The following is a 16,707-nucleotide window of genomic DNA, read 5'->3' as shown; positions in this document are numbered from 1 at the left end:
CGGCCGGGCCCGCCTTCAGGCTGCCTGGCGCTGGCTGCGGCCCAGCTCGGCGGCCAGATAGGCGGCCAGGGCGCCCGAGCCGGAGCGCGGCGTGCCGGCCAGGCCCGCCGCTTCCTCGGCCCCGGCATTGTAGTTGGTGTTGGTGTTGACGTCGTAGACCAGCACCTGCCCGGCCTCGTCGCGGATGAACTCGATGCCCGCCACGTCGATGCCGCTGCGCGCCAGGAAGCCCTCCAGCCGGCTGCGCAGCGCCGGCTCGATGCCCTCCGGCAGCACGCGGAAGCGCGGCGCGGGCGCCGGGGCGGCCAAGGGGGCGGCGGGGCTGGCGGGGCAGAAGGCGTCGCCGACCGCGCACACCTCGGCCGGGCACAGCTCGAAGCCGGCGGTGGTGTCCACCTCCACCGCGTAGACGAAGCGGCCGCCGACGAACTCGGCGCGGGTGATCACCGGGCGCGGGGCGCGGATGTAGTCCTGCAGCAGCCAGATGCCATCCACCGGCGCCTCGTCGGCCGGGGCGTCCTCCAGATGTGCGGCGAGCTGCTCGACCGAGGCGAAGAGCCGCACGCCCAGCCCCTTGCCGCCGCGGTTGGGCTTCAGGATGACCGGGCCGGGCGCGAAGTGCCGGCGCGCGGCCTCGACCAGCGCCGCGGCGTCGTCCTGCACCATGACGGTGCGGGGGATGGTCAGCCCGGCCTGCTCCAGCGCCGCATACTGGCGTGCCTTGCTCACTTCCAGGTCCAGCGCGGCGGAGCCGTTCACCACGCGGCGGCCATGCCGCGCCAGCCAGGCGAGCACGCCGGCCGTCAGCTCGGCGGCGTAGCGGTGCCCGCGCGTGTGCGAGGAGGCGCTCATCCGGTTGTAAAACACGCCCTCCGGCGGTGGTTCGGAGAGGTCGAAGGTGCCGCGCGAGAGGTCCATCTCCGCCCAGGGCAGGCCGATCCGGTCGAAGGCTTCCGCCAGCGGCGGCAGCCAGAGGGGGTTCTCGTGGATGACGTGAATTCTGGACATGACGATACCCCTCGGGGAATGGTGCTTGAAGCAATATACCACATAGAATGGTGGTATTTGTCAAACACCCATATTCCCTCGCGGCTTCCCGCGTCCGCCCCCCTATGGGCGGGGTGGCCGGCTCAGAGCGCGCCGGCCTTGCCGCCCCATGCCGCCAGCAGCGCCTCCTCCGGCAGCCGCCCCTCGAACCAGAGGCTGGCGCAGACGCGGGACATTGCGGCGCCGTCATGCCCGATATGCGGCACGTCCACGAGCTGCCACCGGCACTCCATGCCAAGCCGCGCCGCCGCCTCGCGCCCGGCGCGGAGGTAGTTGTGCGCGCGGGCGAAGCGGTGCGGCCCCTGCGCCACGGCGGCGGGCTGGGCGGGCAGGCTGGGGCCGGAGGTCTCGGTGTCCTGCTTGCCGGCCAGGATCAGCAGCGGATAGGCCAGCAGGCGCCGCAGCGCCGCCTCGTCCAGCCCGATGCCGCCCAGCCCCTCGGGGAAGGGCTGCTCCAGCACCGGCAGGGTGTACCAGCCGGGGTTGCCGACCGCGACGGCCTCGAAGGCCTCGTGCGGCTGGGTGGCCAGCAGGCGATGGCCGAACTGCCCGCCCGCCGAATGGCCGAACAGCCGCGCCTTCTCCCGCCGCGTGACGCCGGCCGCGCGCAGCAGGCCGAACACCCGCGCCGGCACCGCATAGCCCCATTCCGCGCGCGGCCGCACCTGCCCCTCCGCGCCGAGCACATGGCCGTTGTTGTAGAGCTCGGCGCCCGGATAGGCCTCGTTGCTGAAGGTGGGGGCCACGATCAGCAGGCTGTGCCGCTCGGCGGCCTCGATCCAGAAGTCGCGGTACTCGTCGCCATTGCGGTCCATGCCGTGCTGCACCAGCACCACCGGGCTGTCCGGCGTGAAGCCCTGCGGGCGGTAGGTGTGCAGCACCAGCGGGCGGGTGGCGTCGCCCGCCGCGTCGGTGAAGGGGATGGCCTGGCGGCCCGGCGCGGCGAGGGCCTGGGCGAGGGTGTCCTGGAACGGCATGTCGGTATCCTGGGGCTGCGGAGACAAGGCGGGCGGGGTGGCGCGGGGCCTCACGGCGCCGCCGTCACCTCCATGGCCGAGGTGCTCTGGTCCACCCGGCCGCCATAGGCGAGGCCCTTGCGGAAGGCCCAGACGGCGTTCTCGAAATGCACCGGGATGACGGGCATCTGCTCCACCGCGACCTGGCTCGCCTCGCGCAGCAGGCCGGCGCGCGCCGCCTCGTCCATGGTGGCCATGGCGCGCATCGCCGGGCCGTCGAAGCGCGGCTCGGACCAGCCGCCATAGTTGCTGGTGCCGAGGCCGCGCTCGCGGTCGGTGGTCATCAGCCAGGAGCGGAAGAACATCAGCGTCTCGGCGGCGTCGGCCGACCAGCCGCCCATGGAGACGCTGAACTCCCGCTTGCCGCGCCGGCCGAAGAAGACGGAGCTCGGCATGGCGTCCAGCTCCACCTTCACGCCGATGCGCTGCCAGAACTGCGCCACCACCTGCGCCAGCCGGGCATCGTTGATGTAGCGGTTGTTGGTGGCGTGGAAGGTGAGCGCGAAGCCGTTCGGATAGCCGGCCTCGGCCAGCAGGGCACGGGCGCGGGCGGGGTCGTGGGGCAGCACGGGCAGGCCGGGGATGGTGCCGGCCATGCCCTCAGGCAGGTACTGCCCGGCGGGGGTGGCGACGCCGTCCATCACCCGCTCCTGCACCGCCTTGCGGTCGATGGCGAGCGAGAGGGCCTGCCGCACCCGCGCGTCGCGCAGCGGGTTCTCGCCCTGCCCGCCATTGACGAAGGGGCTGGGGCTGCGGGCGGTGTCGAGCTGCAGGAAGATCAGCCGCGTGGTGGGCTTGGTGGAGAGCGCGAAGCCGGGGTTCTCGCGCAGGCGCGGCAGGTCGCCGGTGGCGGGGCTCTCGATCAGGTCGTGGTCGCCGGCCAGCAGCCCGGCCAGGCGCGGCCCGGCGGCGGTGACGGGGGTGAGACGCACCGCCTGCCAGTGCGGCTTCGCGCCCCAATGCCCGTCATTGCGCTCCAGCTCGATGGCGCCGGCGCGGCTGTAGCTGCGCAGCCGGTAGGGGCCGGTGCCGATGGCGGCGCTGCCATCGTTGAACTGCGCGGCGGAGGGCCAGGCGCCCTCATGCCCGCACTTCTCCCCGGCGGCGAAATCCATGGCCGCGCCGCCCACGAGGGTGCGGGGCAGGATGGCGACATTCGAGAGGTCGTTCAGCAGCAGCGGCTCCGGCGCGCGGGTGCGCAGGCGCAGCGTGTGCGAATCCACCACCTCCAGCGCGGCGATGGGCCGCACGAGGCGGGAATAGGACTGCACCACCTCGGATTCGTTGTTCAGCACGCGGCAGAAGCTGAACACCACATCCTCCGCGCCGAAGGGCGCGCCGTTGTGGAAGCGCACGCCCTCGCGCAGGTGGAAGCGCCAGGTGAGGTCGTCCTCCCGCTCCCATCGCGTGGCGAGGGCGGGCTGCACGCGCAGATCGGCATCCAGCGCGGTGAGGGATTCGAAGACGTGCCGGCGCAGCGTGTTGTTGGGCGTGAGCGCGTAGTTGTGCGGGTCGGCCGAGGTGGTCTCGGCGGAGAGGGCCACGCGCAGCGTCTGCGCCTGCGTGGTGGGCGCGGCCAGGAATCCGCCCAGCGCCAGGGCCGGCAGCAGGGCGAGGCGCGCGGCCCCGCTGTTCAGGGCGTGACGGAAACCGGGCATGGCGCTTCTCCTGGCAGATGACGAGCCAGAAAAAGCACCGAATGGCGGGGCGGACCAGGGTGGCCGGACAAGAAAACCACGCAAGAAAAAACGGGGCGCCGGCTTTCCGCCAGCGCCCCGTTTCCTGTTGGTAGTGGTGGGCGGACTTGAACCGCCGACCCCGGCATTATGAGTGCCGTGCTCTAACCAGCTGAGCTACACCACCGCAGAGATCCGAGCCGTCGCCGTGTGGCGCTGCCCGGGTGGCGCGCGATTTAGGCGGCCTCGCCGGCGCTGTCAATCGCCTCTTCGTTGCGGCGGATGAAGCCGCCGCCGAGCACCCGGTCGCCATCGTAGAGCACACAGCCCTGGCCCGGCGCGGCGATGGCCGGCGCCGCCAGGCGCACGCGCAGCAGGCCAGTGGCGGCGTCCCACACGGCGGTCGCGGGCTGCGGCACCTCGCGGGCGCGCAGCTTCACCTGGCACGCCAGCGGCGCCGTGGGCGGCGCCACCAGCCAGTTCACGTCGCCGGCCAGCACATGCTCCGAGGCCAGGGCGCCGCGGGGCGCCACGACCACGCGGCGGCGCGGCGCATCGAGGGCGGTGACATAGAGCGGCTCCTCGCCATCGCGCGAGGCCATGCCCAGGCCCCGCCCCTGCCCCACCGTGTAGCGCGCGATTCCCTGGTGGGTGCCGAGTACCCTTCCATCCGCGTGCTCGATGGTGCCGGGCTCGGCGGCCTCGGGGCGCAGCTTGGCCACCACCTCGTGGTAGCTGCCCTTGGGCACGAAGCAGATGTCCTGGCTGTCCGGCTTCTCGGCGACGGCGAGGCCGAGCCGCACCGCCTCCGCCCGCACCTCGGCCTTGGAAGCGTAGCCGCCGAGCGGGAAGCGGCTGAAGGCCAGTTGCTCCGGCGTGGTGGCGAAAAGGAAATAGGACTGGTCCCGCGCCGGGTCGGCGGCGCGGCGCAGCTCGGGGCCGTCCGGCCCCTCCACCCGCCGCACGTAGTGGCCGGTGGCCAGCGCCTCGGCACCGAGATCGCGCGCCAGCAGGAACAGGTCCTGGAACTTCACCGTCTGGTTGCAGCGCACGCAGGGGATGGGCGTCTCGCCGCGGGCGTAGGCGCTCGCGAAATCCTCGATCACCGCGTCGCGGAAGCGGCTCTCCCGGTCCAGCACGTAGTGCGGGATGCCGAGGCGGTCCGCCACGTCGCGCGCGTCGTGGATGTCCTGGCCGGCGCAGCAGGCGCCCTTCTTCTCCACCGCCGCGCCATGGTCGTAGAGCTGCAGCGTGGCGCCGATCACCTCGTGCCCCTGCTCCTTCAGCAGCCCGGCGACGACGGAGGAATCGACACCCCCCGACATGGCGACGAGCACCCTCATGGCGCGGCGTCCAGCCCCATCTGCCAGAAGTCGCATTCCAGCCGGGCGGCCTCGGCGAAGGTGGCGGAGAGCACGGGCAGGCGCGCCGCGCCGCCATGGCTCACGCCCAGCGCGTCGATCCGCTCGGCGGCGGCACGGGCCAGCGCCTGGTAGCCGGGGGCGCTGTAGGTGTCGATCCAGCTCTGGTAGGGGTTGCCCTCCCGCATCCGGCCGGGATGGGCGGCGATGCGCAGCGCGATCTCGCCATAGCCGATGGTGCAGGGGGCGAGCGCCACCTCAAGGTCGAGAATGTCGCCCGCCATGCCGCGGTCCAGCACCCAGCGCGTGTAGCAGACGGTCTGCGGCGCCTCGGCCTCGCGCAGCACATCGGCTTCCGAGAGGCCCCAATCGGCGCAGTAGCGGAGGTGCATCTGCATCTCGGCCAGCAGGGCGTTGAGCCCGGCGGCCTTGCCGCGCATCGCCTCCAGGCTCTCAGCCTTGAAGGCGGCCAGCGCCTTGGCGCGGGCGAACTGGATCAGGAACAGCCAGTCCTGCACCAGGTAGCGGCGGAAGGCGGGCAGCGGCAGCGTGCCCTCGGCCAGCCCCTGCACGAAGGGGTGCCAGCAATAGGAATCCCACCGCCCGGCGCAGTGCTCGCGCAGCCGGTTGGTCAGGCCGTCGGGGGCGCCGTAGGGCGATGGGAACATGGGCCTCTGCTTCAGCTCGCGTTGCGGGTGCCGGCGGGCAGCCTCACGACGAGGCCGTCCAGCTCCTCGGTCATGATGAGCTGGCAGCCGAGGCGGGAGGTTTCCTGCAGGTCGAAGGCGAGGTCGAGCATGTCCTCCTCGTCCTCGGTCGGGCCGGCGAGCTTCCCGAACCATTCGCCGTCCACGATCACGTGGCAGGTGGAGCAGGCGAGGCTGCCCTCGCAGGCACCCTCGATGTCCACGTCGTGCTTGTGCGCGATCTCCAGCACCGAGAGGCCCAGCGGCGCCTCGACCTCGCGGCGCGAACCATCGCGCTCGATGAACGTCATCTTCGGCATCGCCGTCGTCTACTCCGCCGCATCCTGGGTTTCGGAAAGCGCGTGGCGCCACGCATCGGCGAGCAGGGCCGCCGCACGGTCCACGTCGGGGGGCGAAGTAAAGCGCCCGATGCCGATCCGCAAGGTCGCGGCCGCCTGCGAGTCGGTGAGGCCGAGCGCGCGCAGCACATAGGAAGGCTCGACCTCGGCCGAGGAACAGGCCGAGCCGGTGGAGACGCTGACCCCCTCCAGCCGCGCCAGCATGGCCTGGGCCGAGACGCCGCCGGGGAAGGTGATGTTGAGGTTGCCTGGCACCTGACGTGAAGCGTCGCCGTTCAGCATGAGGCCCGGCACCGCCTCCGAAAGAGCGGCGAGGAAGCGGGCGCGCTGGGCGGCGATGCGGCCACGCTCCAGCAGCCCCTCGGCGCGGGCGATGCGCGCGGCCTCGCCGAAGCCCACCAGCAGCGGCGCCGGGAGCGTGCCGGAGCGCAGCCCCCGCTCCTGCCCGCCGCCCGAGAAGAGCGGCGCGAGCCGCACGCGCGGGCGGCGCCGCACATAGAGCGCCCCCACCCCCTTCGGCCCGTAGATCTTGTGGGCGGAGAGCGAGAGCAGATCCACGCCCAGCTCCGCCACGTCGAGCGGGATGCGCCCGGCGGCCTGGGCGGCATCGGTGTGGAACAGCGCCCCCGCCGCCTTGGCGATCGGCACCAGCGCCGCGAGGTCCTGCGCCACGCCGATCTCGTTGTTCACCGCCATCACCGAGACCAGCAGCGTCGGCGCCGCCGCCAGCGCGGCGCGCAGCGCCTCCGGCTCCAGCAGCCCGCCGGGGCCGACCGGCAGCACCACCGGCTCGAACCCCTCCGCCGCGAGGTCCCGCACGCTCTCCAGCACGCATTTGTGCTCGGTCGCCACCGTGACGATGCGGCGCCGGTCGCTGCCCTGCCCCCGGGCGAAGCGGGCCGCGCCCTTGATGGCGAGGTTGTTGGATTCGGTCGCGCCCGAGGTGAAGACGATCTCGCGCGGCTCGGCGCCGACCAGCGCCGCCACATGGCCACGCGCCTCCTCCACCGCCGCCTCCGCCGCCCGGCCGAGGGCATGCTCCACGCTGTGCGGGTTGGCGAAGTTCTGCTCCCACCAGGGGCGCATGGCCGCCAGCACGCGCGGATCGGGCGGCGTGGTGGCGTGGTTGTCCAGGTAGATGGGGCGGGTCGGTGCGGACATGGCGCGAATATGGGCCACCGCCCGCCAGGGTGGAAGGGCGGGGCGGGAATACCACCGCCCCGCCCGGCACATTACCTTATTTGCCGGGAGTGATCTCCCGCACGCCGCACCAGTCGGCGATGAAGGCGGCGATGGTCAGCGTCGTCTTGCGCAGGCTGTCGAGGTTGGTGCGCTCGTCGAAGCCGTGGTTGCCCTCGCCGGAGGGGCCGTAGCAGAGCGCCGGCATGTTGTAGTAGCGGCCATAGTAGCGGGTGTCGTTCACCGCCGTGGTGATGCGCTCCTGCATCGCCTCGCCGAACACCGACTGGTGCACGGCGCCGAGGATGGCCTCCGCCTCGGTGCCCGGCTCCTGCACGAAGCCGTCCGCCTGGAAGCCGTGCCAGGTCACCTCGGGCGGGTTGTTGGCCAGGAAGGTGTCGCCGGCGCGGCTGTCCTGGATGCAGCGCTCCACCGCCGCCATGGCATCCTTCACCTCGGTGCTGGGCAGCAGGCCGATGCGGCAATCCACCTCGCACCAGGAGGGGGTGGAGCTGGCCCAGTCGCCGCCACGGATGATTCCGGGGTTGAACTTGACCGGGTCCTGGATGGAGGCATACCAGCGGTCGGACTTCGCCGCCTCGTTCACCACCTTGGTGTGCTGCTGCAAGGCCTGGATGATGTGCAGCGCGGAGAGGATGGCGTTGGTGCCGGTCTGCGCCTGCGCCACATGCACCGGCACGCCGCGCACGCGGATGCGGAACCACAGCGTGCCGGTATGGGCGCGCGTCATGGTGTGGCCGGTGGGCTCGGGGATCAGGCAGGCCTCGGCGCGGTAGCCGCGCGCCAGGGTGGCCAGCGCGCCGTTGCCGGTGCTCTCCTCCTCCGTCACCGTCTGCACATGCACGTCGGCGGCGGGCTCCAGCCCGGCGGCCTTCAGCGCGTCCATGGCGAAGATCATGCAGGCGACGCCCGCCTTCATGTCGTTGGCGCCGCGGCCATAGAGCCAGCCATCGCGCACCACGCCGGCATAGGGCGGGTGGGTCCACATCTCGGCGGGGCCTTCCGGCACCACGTCGATATGCCCCTGCAGGATCAGGCTGCGGCCGGTGGGGTCCTTGGCGCGGTGCGTGGCCACCACCTGCACGGAGCCGGCGGGGTCCACATCGACCATCGGCGCCGCCTTCTCATGCGCCTCCAGCGGCGTCTCGGCGATGGTGAAGCGGTCCACCGCATAGCCGCGGCCGGCCATCTGGCGCGCCATCCAGTCCTGCAGCGGCGCCTCGCGGCCGCGCAGGCTGGGGAAGCGCACCAGCTCGGTCAGGAAGGCGACCTCCTTGTCGAAATTGGCGTCGACGGCTTGGCGCAGGCGGTCCAGCACGGATTGCTCGGGCATGATCTTCTCCGGTCTCAGCGGCTGACGGGGGTGGCGAACAGGGCGGTGGTGTCCCAGTTCGGGCTCGGCTCGTAGGTCAGGCGGTCCTTGCGGGCGGCCCAGTTGACGCGCAGGTAGAAGACCGGGATTACCGCCTTGTCCTGCACCGCCACGCGCATCGCCTCGGTGGTCAGTGCCTGGCGGCGGGCGGGGTCCATGGTGCGCATCGCCTCGCCGATCGGGCGGTCCAGCGCCGGGTTGGAGTAGCGCTGGCGATTGAAGGGGCCGTTGCCGGCCTCCGGGTCGCGCGTCATCACCACCTGGCGCAGCGTGTTGGCCGCCAGGTTCGAGGTGTAGGTGGTCATGAACAGCGCGAAGTCGCGGTTGGTGGCGCGGGTGAAGAAGTTGGCCGGCGGCAGCACCTCAACCTGGGTCTCGACGCCGACGCGGCTGAAGCCCTGCGCGATGGCCTGGAGCACGTCGCCATCGCTGGTGAAGAAGCCGTTCGGGCCGTGGATGGTCATGCGGAAGCCGTCCGGATAGCCGGCCTCGGCCAGCAGCTTCCGCGCGCGGGCCACGTCATACTCCAGGGGCGGCAGGCCGGGCGCGCGGTCGGCCACGGCGGGGGGCGCGAACTGCTCGGCCGGCGCGCCCTGCCCGGCCAGCAGCCGGTCCACGATGCCCTGGCGGTTGATGCCGAGCGAGAGCGCCTCGCGCACGCGCGTGTCGCGCAGCGGGTTCTTCGCCAGCGGGCGGCCCTGCTTGTCGGTGATGAAGGGGGCGTTCTCGCGGTCGCTGTCGGGGAAGAGATAGGCGGTGCCGTAGCTCTCCGTGCCATAGACCTCGATGGCCGCCTCGCGCTTCAGCCGCGCCACGTCCTGCACCGGCACGCTGTCGATCAGGTCCACCTCGCCGGCGAGGATGGCAGCGACGCGCGCGCCGGAATTGGAGACGTAGCGCGTCTCCACCTTGTCCCAGCCCGGCTTGCCGCCATGGAAACCGGGGTTGGCCTCCAGCGTCAGCCGCTCGTTCAGGATGAAGCCGGCATAGCGGTAGGCGCCGGTGCCGATCGCCAGCTTGCCGGTGTTGAAGCCGCCCGTTGTGGCATCCGCATGGATGCTGCGGGAGAGCATCATGATGCGCGTCAGGTCGTAGTCGAGGAACGGGTTGGGCTGGTGCGTGTGGATGCGCACCGTCACCGGGTCCACCACCTCGACCGACTTGATGCTGCGCACGTAAGGCGTGAACGGCCCCGGGCTGTTCGGCACGTTCGGCACGCGGTTGAAGGTGAAGGCCAGATCCTCCGCCCCGAAGGGCGTGCCGTCGTGGAAGCGCACGCCGGGCTTGAGCTTGATCTCCCAGGTCAGGTCGTCGACCACGCGCCAGGATTCGGCGAGGCCCGGCACCAGCTTGCCGTTGTTCGCCTCGTTGATCAGCGGATCGAAGATCTGCCGCAACGCCATGTTGTTGTTGTTGGTCGAATGGTAGTGCGGGTCCAGCGCGCTGGGCGAGGTCATCGCGGCGATGGTCAGCGTGTTGGCCGAGGCGGCGGCAGGCAGTGCGGCGAGGCAACCCAGCGTGGCGCAGGCAGCCCAACGGGCGGCGAAACGCATCATGGTCCTGTCTCCCTGTTGTCACGGAGACGCTAGCACGCGCTCAAGACCCAGCCAGGGCGGTTCGTTCCATCCGCGAACTTTCCCGTGAGCGCCTGCAAACTCGCAGGGCGACACATGCCGCGCGCGGGCCGCGTTCCGCGATGGGGCGCGCCATGCGATACATCGCCCTCCCCTCCCGCCCCGGCGTGGCGCGACCATATCCGGCGGCATGCTCCCTCCCCACGCTGCACGCCGCTCCGTCCTGCTGGCCCTGCCCGCCCTGCTGCTCGCGCGCCAGGCCAGGGCCGCACCGGGCGCATTCGCCGCGGCGCTGGAGCAGGCGGCCGCCATGCCGCAGCTGCGCACGCTGATCGTGGCGCGCGGCGGCACGGTGCTGCTGGAGCGCCGCTTCAACGGGCCGCCGCCGGAGCGCCCGGTGAACGTGAAATCCGTCTCCAAGGCGGTCATCGCCGCGCTGGTGGGCGCCGCCATCGCGCGCGGCGTGCTGGAGGGGACGGAGCAGCGCATCGCGCCCCTGCTGCGCGCCAGCCTGCCGCGCGACGCCGACCCGCGGCTGGCGCAGGTCACCATCGGCCATCTTTTGTCCATGCAGGCGGGGCTGGAGCGCACCTCCGGCCCCTATTACGGCGCCTGGGTGACGAGCCGGGATTGGGTGCGCGCCGCCCTCGCCCGCCCCTTCGTGGCCGATCCGGGCGGGCCGATGCTCTATTCCACCGGCAATTCGCACCTGCTCTCGGCCATCCTGACGCGGCGCACCGGGCGCAGCACCCTGGCGCTGGCGCGGGACTGGCTCGGCGGGCCGCTCGGCATCGAGATCCCGCCCTGGCCGCGCGACCCGCAGGGAATCTATTTCGGCGGCAACGACATGCTGCTCTCGCCCCGCGCGCTGCTGCGCTTCGCCGAGATGCACCGCCAGGGCGGACGCTGGCAGGGTGCCGAGGTGCTGCCCGAGGCCTGGGTGCGGGCCTGCTGGACACCGCGCACCCGTTCCGTCTTCACCGGCGACGCGCATGGCTATGGCTGGTTCCTCGACCAGCCCGGCGGCGAGGAGCGCGCCTATGCCTGGGGCTATGGCGGGCAGATGGCGCATGTGCTGCCGGGGCTCGAGGCCAGCATCGTCATGACCTCGGACCCGGACCAGCCCTCGGGCGGTGCCGGCGGCCATGCGCGCGCGCTGCACGCGCTGATGGAGGAGGCCCTCATCCCCGCCCTGCGCGCGGCCTGAGCCCCGGCGGGCCACAACGAAAAGGGGCCGGAGGCTTGTGCCATCCGGCCCCTTTGCGGGCTTTGCAGCGTTGTCGAGGCCGGGCGGTCAGTCGGCCGCCATGGCCATCCGGGCGCGGTTCAGCATGGTGCGCACATGGTCCTCGGCGGCGTTGGCCACCTTCTCCGTCTGTTCGGCGGTGAAGACGTGCCCGGCGCCTTCCTGCACGCGGTAGTCGATGGCGATGCCGCGCTGCGTGTTCAGCTTGTCCACCAGCTTGCGGACGGAGGATTCCGGCACCAGCTCGTCCTCGGCCCCGTGCAGGATCAGCCCGGAACAGGGGCATGGCGCAAGGAAGCCGAAATCGTAGTGGCTGGCCGGGGTGGAGATGGAGACGAAGCCGCCCATCTCCGGCCGCCGCATCAGCAGCTGCATGCCGACATAGGAGCCGAAGGAATAGCCGGCCACCCACAGCATCGAGGCGTTCGGGTTCACCGCCTGCAGGAAGTCGAGCGCCGCGGCGGCGTCCGAGATCTCGCCGATGCCGCCATCGTAGCGGCCCTGGCTGCGGCCCACGCCGCGGAAGTTAAAGCGCAGGGTGGAGAAACCCATATTCTGGAAGCGCGTATAGAGCGCATGCACCACCCGGTTGTTCATGGTCCCGCCATGCAGCGGGTGCGGGTGCAGCACCAGCGCCACAGGGGCATTGGGCTGCTTCGCGTGGTGGTAACGACCCTCCAGCCGGCCATCAGGCCCGGCAAACATCACCTCAGGCATCGTCCCCTTGCATCCAGTGCGGTGGGCGCGGCAGCGCCCGGTTGGGAAACCATGATGGCCCGTCGGTCCCCGCAGGGCGGCCGGGCCGGCCAAAGGCACTGCCCCCACAGGGGGCTGTTCAGCACAGACCGGGCTCACCCTTCCGGCGGCCAATGTTGACTCGCACAGTCGGGATCAATAGCTTCCCTCTCCACGGCAAGTGCGCCGTGGGCGTCTGGCGTCCGTCATGCCTTTGTCGTCCCGGGGCAGGCTTCCGCTCCCCGCGACGCGATCAATATAGGCAACACATCGTCGCTTTCATAACGGAATTCATGTCATGGGCATCAGCCCGGTGTGGCTTTCTTGCTAGCCGCCCCTGAGCGGCCCGATCCGGTTCAGACAGGAAGAACCGATTGATGCGCCTGTCTACACGTGGACGATACGCTGTCATGGCAATGGTCGAGCTGGCCGCGCGCGCGCGAGGCCAGCCCCCGGTGGATGACAGCCATGCGGCAGGCGCAGATGTCATTTCGGCCCGGGAGCGGCCCGTCAGCCTGTCCGAGATAGCCCAGGCGCAATGCCTCTCGGTCGCCTATCTGGAGCAGCTCTTCGCGCGGCTCCGGCGCGCCGGGCTGGTCGCCTCGGCCCGCGGGCCGGGGGGCGGCTACCGCCTGGCCCTGGCGCCGGAGAGCATCGCCATCGGCACCATCATCGACGCCGTGGACGAGCCGATCGTCGCCACGCGCTGCGAGGAAGGCTCGCCCGGCTGCCTCGCCGGCAAGCGCTGCCTGACGCACGATCTGTGGCACGAGCTGGGGGAGCAGATCCGCCTCTTCCTCCAGCACACCACCCTGCTGGACGTGGTGGAGGGCCGGGTCTGCGGCCGCGCCATCCCACCGGCCCAGGAAGCCCCCTCGAAGCCGGCATGAGCGCGCCCTCCCTCTACCTGGATGCCAACGCCACGGAGCCGCTGCGCCCCGAGGCGCGGCAGGCCGTGCTGGCGGCGCTGGAGCTGACCGGCAACCCCTCCTCCATCCATGCCGAGGGCCGCGCGGCGCGGCAGCTGCTGGAACAGGCGCGCGCCACCATCGCCGCCCGCTTCGGCGGCCGGCCGCGGGACCTCGTCTTCACCGCCGGCGCGACCGAGGCCAATGCCCTGGCGCTGCACGGGCTGGGCGCCGGCCGGCGCATCCTGGCCGGCGCCACCGAGCACCCGGCCATCCTGCGCGCCGGGCCGGCGGTGGAGACCCTGCCCGTGCGGCCGGACGGCACGCTGGACCTCGCCGCGCTGGAGGCCGCCCTGGCCACGGGCGGCCCCGCCCTGGTCTGCCTGATGGCCGCCAACAACGAGACCGGCGTGCTGCACCCGCTGGCCGAGGCCGCGGCGCTGTGCCGCGCCCATGGCGCGCTGCTGCATGTGGACGCGGTGCAGGCCGCCGGCCGCCTGCCGGTGACGCTGGAAGGGCTGGGCGCTGATTCGCTCGCCCTCTCCGCCCACAAGCTGGGCGGGCCGAAGGGGGCCGGCGCGCTGCTGCTGCGGCCGGGGCTGGACATTCCGGCGCTGCTGCCGGGCGGCGGGCAGGAGCGCGGCCGGCGTGGCGGCACCGAGGCACTGCCCGCCCTCGCCGGCTTCGCCGCCGCCGCGGCGCAGCTGGAGCCGGAGGAGGCCGGGCGCCTCGCCGCGCTGCGGGACGCCATCGAGGCCGGCGCCGGCCTGCCGGTGGCGGGCGGCGCGGCGCCGCGCCTGCCCAACACCGCCTGCCTGGTGCTGCCCGGCGTGCCCGCCGAGACGCAGGTGATCGCGCTGGATCTCGCCGGGGTGCGGGTTTCCTCCGGCGCCGCCTGCTCCTCGGGCAAGGTGGGGCCGAGCCCGGTGCTGCGCGCCATGGGGCTGGAGGCCGACGCGGCCTGCGCCATCCGCGTCTCGCTGCCCTGGAACGCGGCACCAGACGCCGCCACCCGCTTCCTCGCCGCGCACGCGGCGATGCGCGCCCGGCTGCGGCCGCGCGGCGCCTGAGCCGCGCGGCCCCGGAGGGGGCGGCACGGAGTCAGGCGGTCAGGCGCCCCCCCGTCAGCGGCTCCGGCGTGCCGGTGGTGCCGGGATAGGTCAGCGGCAGGCCCTTCGCCACCCGCGCTGCCAGCACGCCGAAGGCCTGGGCTTCCAGCGCGTCGCCATCCCAGCCGGCCACCTCCACCGGGCGCACCGGCTCGGCCAGGGCGCTGGCCAGGGCGCGCATCAGCGCCGGGTTGCGCCGGCCGCCGCCGGCCACCAGCCATTGCCGCGGCGGCTCGGGGAAGTGCCGGCCCGCCGCCGCCACGGCGCAGGCGCAGAACGCCACCAGCGTCGCCGCGCCATCGGCCGGGGAGAGCTCGGCCGCGCCCGCCTCGCGCAGCGCGCGGTCGAAATCCAGCCGGTCCAGCGATTTGGGCGGCGGCGCGGCGAGGTAGGGATGCGCCAGCAGCCGCCCCAGCACCGCGCCATCCGGCTGCCCGGCGAGCGCCAGCCGGCCGTCCTTGTCATAGTCGGCGCCGGTGGCTCGGCGCGCCCAGTCGTCCAGCGGGCCGTTGGCGGGGCCGGTGTCGAAGGCCACCAATCGGTGGTCGGCGCCGATCCAGGTGACGTTGCCGACACCGCCCAAATTCAGGATGGCCAGCGGCTTCGGCAGGTCCGCCGCCATCACGGCATGGACGATCGGCACCAGCGGCGCCCCCTGCCCGCCCGCCGCCACGTCGGCGCTGCGGAAATCATGCGCGACGCGGAGGCCGGTGGCGCGCGCCAGCAGCGCGGCATCGCCAATCTGCCAGGTGCGGCCCTCGCCCGGCCGGCCCGCCGCCGGGCGATGCAGGATGGTCTGGCCGTGGAAGCCGAGCAGCTCGGCCGGCTGGCCGAGGCGGATCACCGCCTCGGCGTGGCGCTCCGTCACGCGCCGCTCGCAGTCGAGCAGGAAGGGGTCGTCGGCCGGCAGGTCGCCAGCCATGTCCAGCAGCTTCCGCAGGTCCCGCCGCAACTCCGGCTCGTAGGGCAGCGTCAGGCTCGGCCCCACCCGGCCGATCCGGTCTCCGTCGGTTTCAACCCACGCGGCATCCACGCCATCCAGCGAGGTGCCACTCATCAGACCAATGGTTCGCAGCATGGCGCGCACTGTGCTAGGGGCGCAGCGCCAGCGGAAGTCCCCCGGGGAACAACTCTTGGGGCCGGGCTGGGACATGAAGCGGACAAAGGCGACGATGGACGAGTTCCTGCATGTCGCGCGCGAGCGCGGCTACATCCACCAGGTGACGGACGAGGCGGCGATGGCCGCGCGCATGAAGCAGGGGCCGCTTCCCGCCTATGTCGGCTTCGACTGCACGGCTGACAGCCTGCATGTCGGCCACCTGCTCTCGATCATGATGCTGCGGCTGCTGCAGAAGACCGGGCACCGCCCGGTGGCGCTGCTCGGCGGCGGCACCACCCGCATCGGCGACCCCTCCTTCCGCGACGAGGCCCGCCCGCTGCTGACCGACGAGCAGATCGAGGTCAACAAGGCCGGCATCCGCAAGACCTTCGCCGCCTTCCTGTCCTTCGGCGAGGGCCCGACGGATGCGATGATGGTGGACAACAAGGACTGGCTGGACCAGCTCCTCTACATCCCCTTCCTGCGCGACATCGGCCGCCACTTCAGCGTCAACCGCATGCTGACGATGGACAGCGTGAAGCTGCGGCTGGACCGCGAGCAGCCGCTCTCCTTCCTCGAGTTCAACTACATGCTGCTGCAGTCCTACGACTTCCTGGAGCTGCGGCGGCGGCACGGGGTGGCGCTGCAGATGGGCGGCTCCGACCAGTGGGGCAACATCATCATGGGGGTGGAGCTGAACCGGCGCTGCGACGGCGCCGAGGTGTTCGGCCTGACCACGCCGCTGCTCACCACCGCCTCCGGCACCAAGATGGGCAAGACCGCCGGCGGCGCCGTGTGGCTGAACCCCGACCGCCTCGCGCCCTACGATTACTGGCAGTTCTGGCGCAACACGGAGGACGCGGATGTCGGCCGTTTCCTGGCGCTGTTCACCGAGCTGCCGATGGAGGAGGTGCGCCGCCTCGGCGCGCTGGCCGGCTCGGATGTGAACGAGGCCAAGAAGATCCTGGCCACCGAGGCCACCGCCCTGCTGCACGGGCGGGAAGCCGCCACGCTTGCCGCCGAGACGGCGCGCCGCGCCTTCGAGGAGGGCCAGGCGGCCGAGACGCTGCCCTCCATCGCCGCCCCCCTGCCGGCGCCGGCAATCGACCTCGCCGTGCAGGCGGGCTTCGCCGCCAGCAAGGGCGAGGCGCGCCGGCTGATCCGCCAGGGCGGGCTGCGGCTGAACGACGCCGCCATCACCGACGAGGCGCTGGAGGTTTCGGCGGCCGATCTGCGCGACGGCGCGGCCAAGCTCTCCGCCGGCCGCAAGCGCCACGTGCTGGTGCGCCCGGCCGCCTGACCGGTGCGGAACCCGGCCC

Annotated in this window: 15 protein-coding genes and 1 tRNA gene; 4 read left to right on the top strand and 12 right to left on the bottom strand. The window is 72.5% G+C overall.

All coding sequences use genetic code 11. The features are described from left to right. Positions 1-15 precede the first annotated feature (15 nt). The 10 genes from ACFOY6_RS00795 to ACFOY6_RS00750 form a co-directional block, all read right to left on the bottom strand. Complete coding sequence (locus ACFOY6_RS00795) at positions 16-1,008, bottom strand: ATP-grasp domain-containing protein (RefSeq protein WP_379648354.1); 993 nt, start codon at positions 1,006-1,008, stop codon at positions 16-18. A gap of 122 nt (positions 1,009-1,130) precedes the next feature. Beyond that, on the bottom strand, positions 1,131-2,024 hold the full coding sequence (locus ACFOY6_RS00790; RefSeq protein ID WP_379648352.1) for an alpha/beta hydrolase: 894 nt from the start codon (positions 2,022-2,024) through the stop codon (positions 1,131-1,133). Between the two features lie 50 nt (positions 2,025-2,074). Further along, entirely contained in the window at positions 2,075-3,721 is a 1,647-nt protein-coding gene (locus ACFOY6_RS00785) for an ABC transporter substrate-binding protein (RefSeq protein WP_379648350.1), read from the bottom strand. A gap of 128 nt (positions 3,722-3,849) precedes the next feature. Beyond that, positions 3,850-3,926: transfer RNA gene (locus ACFOY6_RS00780), tRNA-Met, on the bottom strand. Between the two features lie 49 nt (positions 3,927-3,975). Then, positions 3,976-5,082 (bottom strand): tRNA 2-thiouridine(34) synthase MnmA, encoded by a 1,107-nt coding sequence (gene mnmA / locus ACFOY6_RS00775; RefSeq protein WP_379648348.1) that lies wholly within the window; start codon positions 5,080-5,082, stop codon positions 3,976-3,978. Beyond that, the gene (locus ACFOY6_RS00770; RefSeq protein ID WP_379648346.1) at positions 5,079-5,768 is read right to left on the bottom strand and encodes a TenA family protein; all 690 of its coding nucleotides are present in this window, start codon (positions 5,766-5,768) and stop codon (positions 5,079-5,081) included. Before ACFOY6_RS00770 ends, mnmA begins: the two co-directional genes overlap by 4 nt. Before the next feature lie 11 nt (positions 5,769-5,779). After that, positions 5,780-6,106 (bottom strand): ferredoxin family 2Fe-2S iron-sulfur cluster binding protein, encoded by a 327-nt coding sequence (locus ACFOY6_RS00765; protein WP_379634378.1) that lies wholly within the window; start codon positions 6,104-6,106, stop codon positions 5,780-5,782. A 9-nt stretch (positions 6,107-6,115) separates the two neighbouring features. After that, positions 6,116-7,306, bottom strand: coding sequence for a cysteine desulfurase family protein (locus tag ACFOY6_RS00760; protein ID WP_379648344.1), 1,191 nt, complete (start codon positions 7,304-7,306; stop codon positions 6,116-6,118). A gap of 76 nt (positions 7,307-7,382) precedes the next feature. Beyond that, entirely contained in the window at positions 7,383-8,678 is a 1,296-nt protein-coding gene (locus tag ACFOY6_RS00755; protein ID WP_379648342.1) for an ArgE/DapE family deacylase, read from the bottom strand. 14 nt (positions 8,679-8,692) lie between these two features. Then, positions 8,693-10,273 carry an ABC transporter substrate-binding protein gene (locus ACFOY6_RS00750; RefSeq protein ID WP_109515404.1) on the bottom strand — a complete coding sequence of 527 codons (1,581 nt, stop codon included), beginning with the start codon at positions 10,271-10,273 and terminating at the stop codon, positions 8,693-8,695. 208 nt (positions 10,274-10,481) lie between these two features. Between ACFOY6_RS00750 and ACFOY6_RS00745 the strand changes: the two genes are divergently transcribed. Further along, positions 10,482-11,498 (top strand): serine hydrolase domain-containing protein, encoded by a 1,017-nt coding sequence (locus ACFOY6_RS00745; protein ID WP_379648340.1) that lies wholly within the window; start codon positions 10,482-10,484, stop codon positions 11,496-11,498. A gap of 87 nt (positions 11,499-11,585) precedes the next feature. On the opposite strand, the gene ACFOY6_RS00740 is transcribed toward ACFOY6_RS00745, so the two are convergent. After that, entirely contained in the window at positions 11,586-12,254 is a 669-nt protein-coding gene (locus ACFOY6_RS00740; protein ID WP_109515402.1) for an alpha/beta hydrolase, read from the bottom strand. A 428-nt stretch (positions 12,255-12,682) separates the two neighbouring features. On the opposite strand from ACFOY6_RS00740, the gene ACFOY6_RS00735 reads away from it, so the two are divergent. Both ACFOY6_RS00735 and ACFOY6_RS00730 read left to right on the top strand, forming a co-directional pair. Beyond that, on the top strand, positions 12,683-13,162 hold the full coding sequence (locus ACFOY6_RS00735; RefSeq protein WP_379648338.1) for an Rrf2 family transcriptional regulator: 480 nt from the start codon (positions 12,683-12,685) through the stop codon (positions 13,160-13,162). After that, positions 13,159-14,250, top strand: coding sequence for a cysteine desulfurase family protein (locus tag ACFOY6_RS00730; RefSeq protein WP_379648336.1), 1,092 nt, complete (start codon positions 13,159-13,161; stop codon positions 14,248-14,250). Before ACFOY6_RS00735 ends, ACFOY6_RS00730 begins: the two co-directional genes overlap by 4 nt. Positions 14,251-14,281: 31 nt before the next feature. Here the strand turns inward: ACFOY6_RS00730 and ACFOY6_RS00725 are convergent, their stop codons facing one another. Then, entirely contained in the window at positions 14,282-15,364 is a 1,083-nt protein-coding gene (locus ACFOY6_RS00725) for an anhydro-N-acetylmuramic acid kinase (RefSeq protein WP_109515485.1), read from the bottom strand. Positions 15,365-15,461: 97 nt separating this feature from the next. Between ACFOY6_RS00725 and tyrS the strand changes: the two genes are divergently transcribed. Continuing rightward, positions 15,462-16,688: a tyrosine--tRNA ligase gene (gene tyrS / locus ACFOY6_RS00720; protein WP_456316922.1), complete on the top strand. Its 1,227-nt coding sequence runs from the start codon at positions 15,462-15,464 to the stop codon at positions 16,686-16,688. The last annotated feature ends 19 nt before the right edge of the window (positions 16,689-16,707 follow it).

Source organism: Teichococcus aestuarii (assembly GCF_042651065.1).
In the GTDB taxonomy this organism is placed as follows: Bacteria; Pseudomonadota; Alphaproteobacteria; order Acetobacterales; family Acetobacteraceae; genus Pseudoroseomonas; species Pseudoroseomonas aestuarii.
The sequence above is the reverse complement of the archived record's forward strand: the minus strand, read 5'-3'. Positions and strand labels throughout refer to the sequence as shown.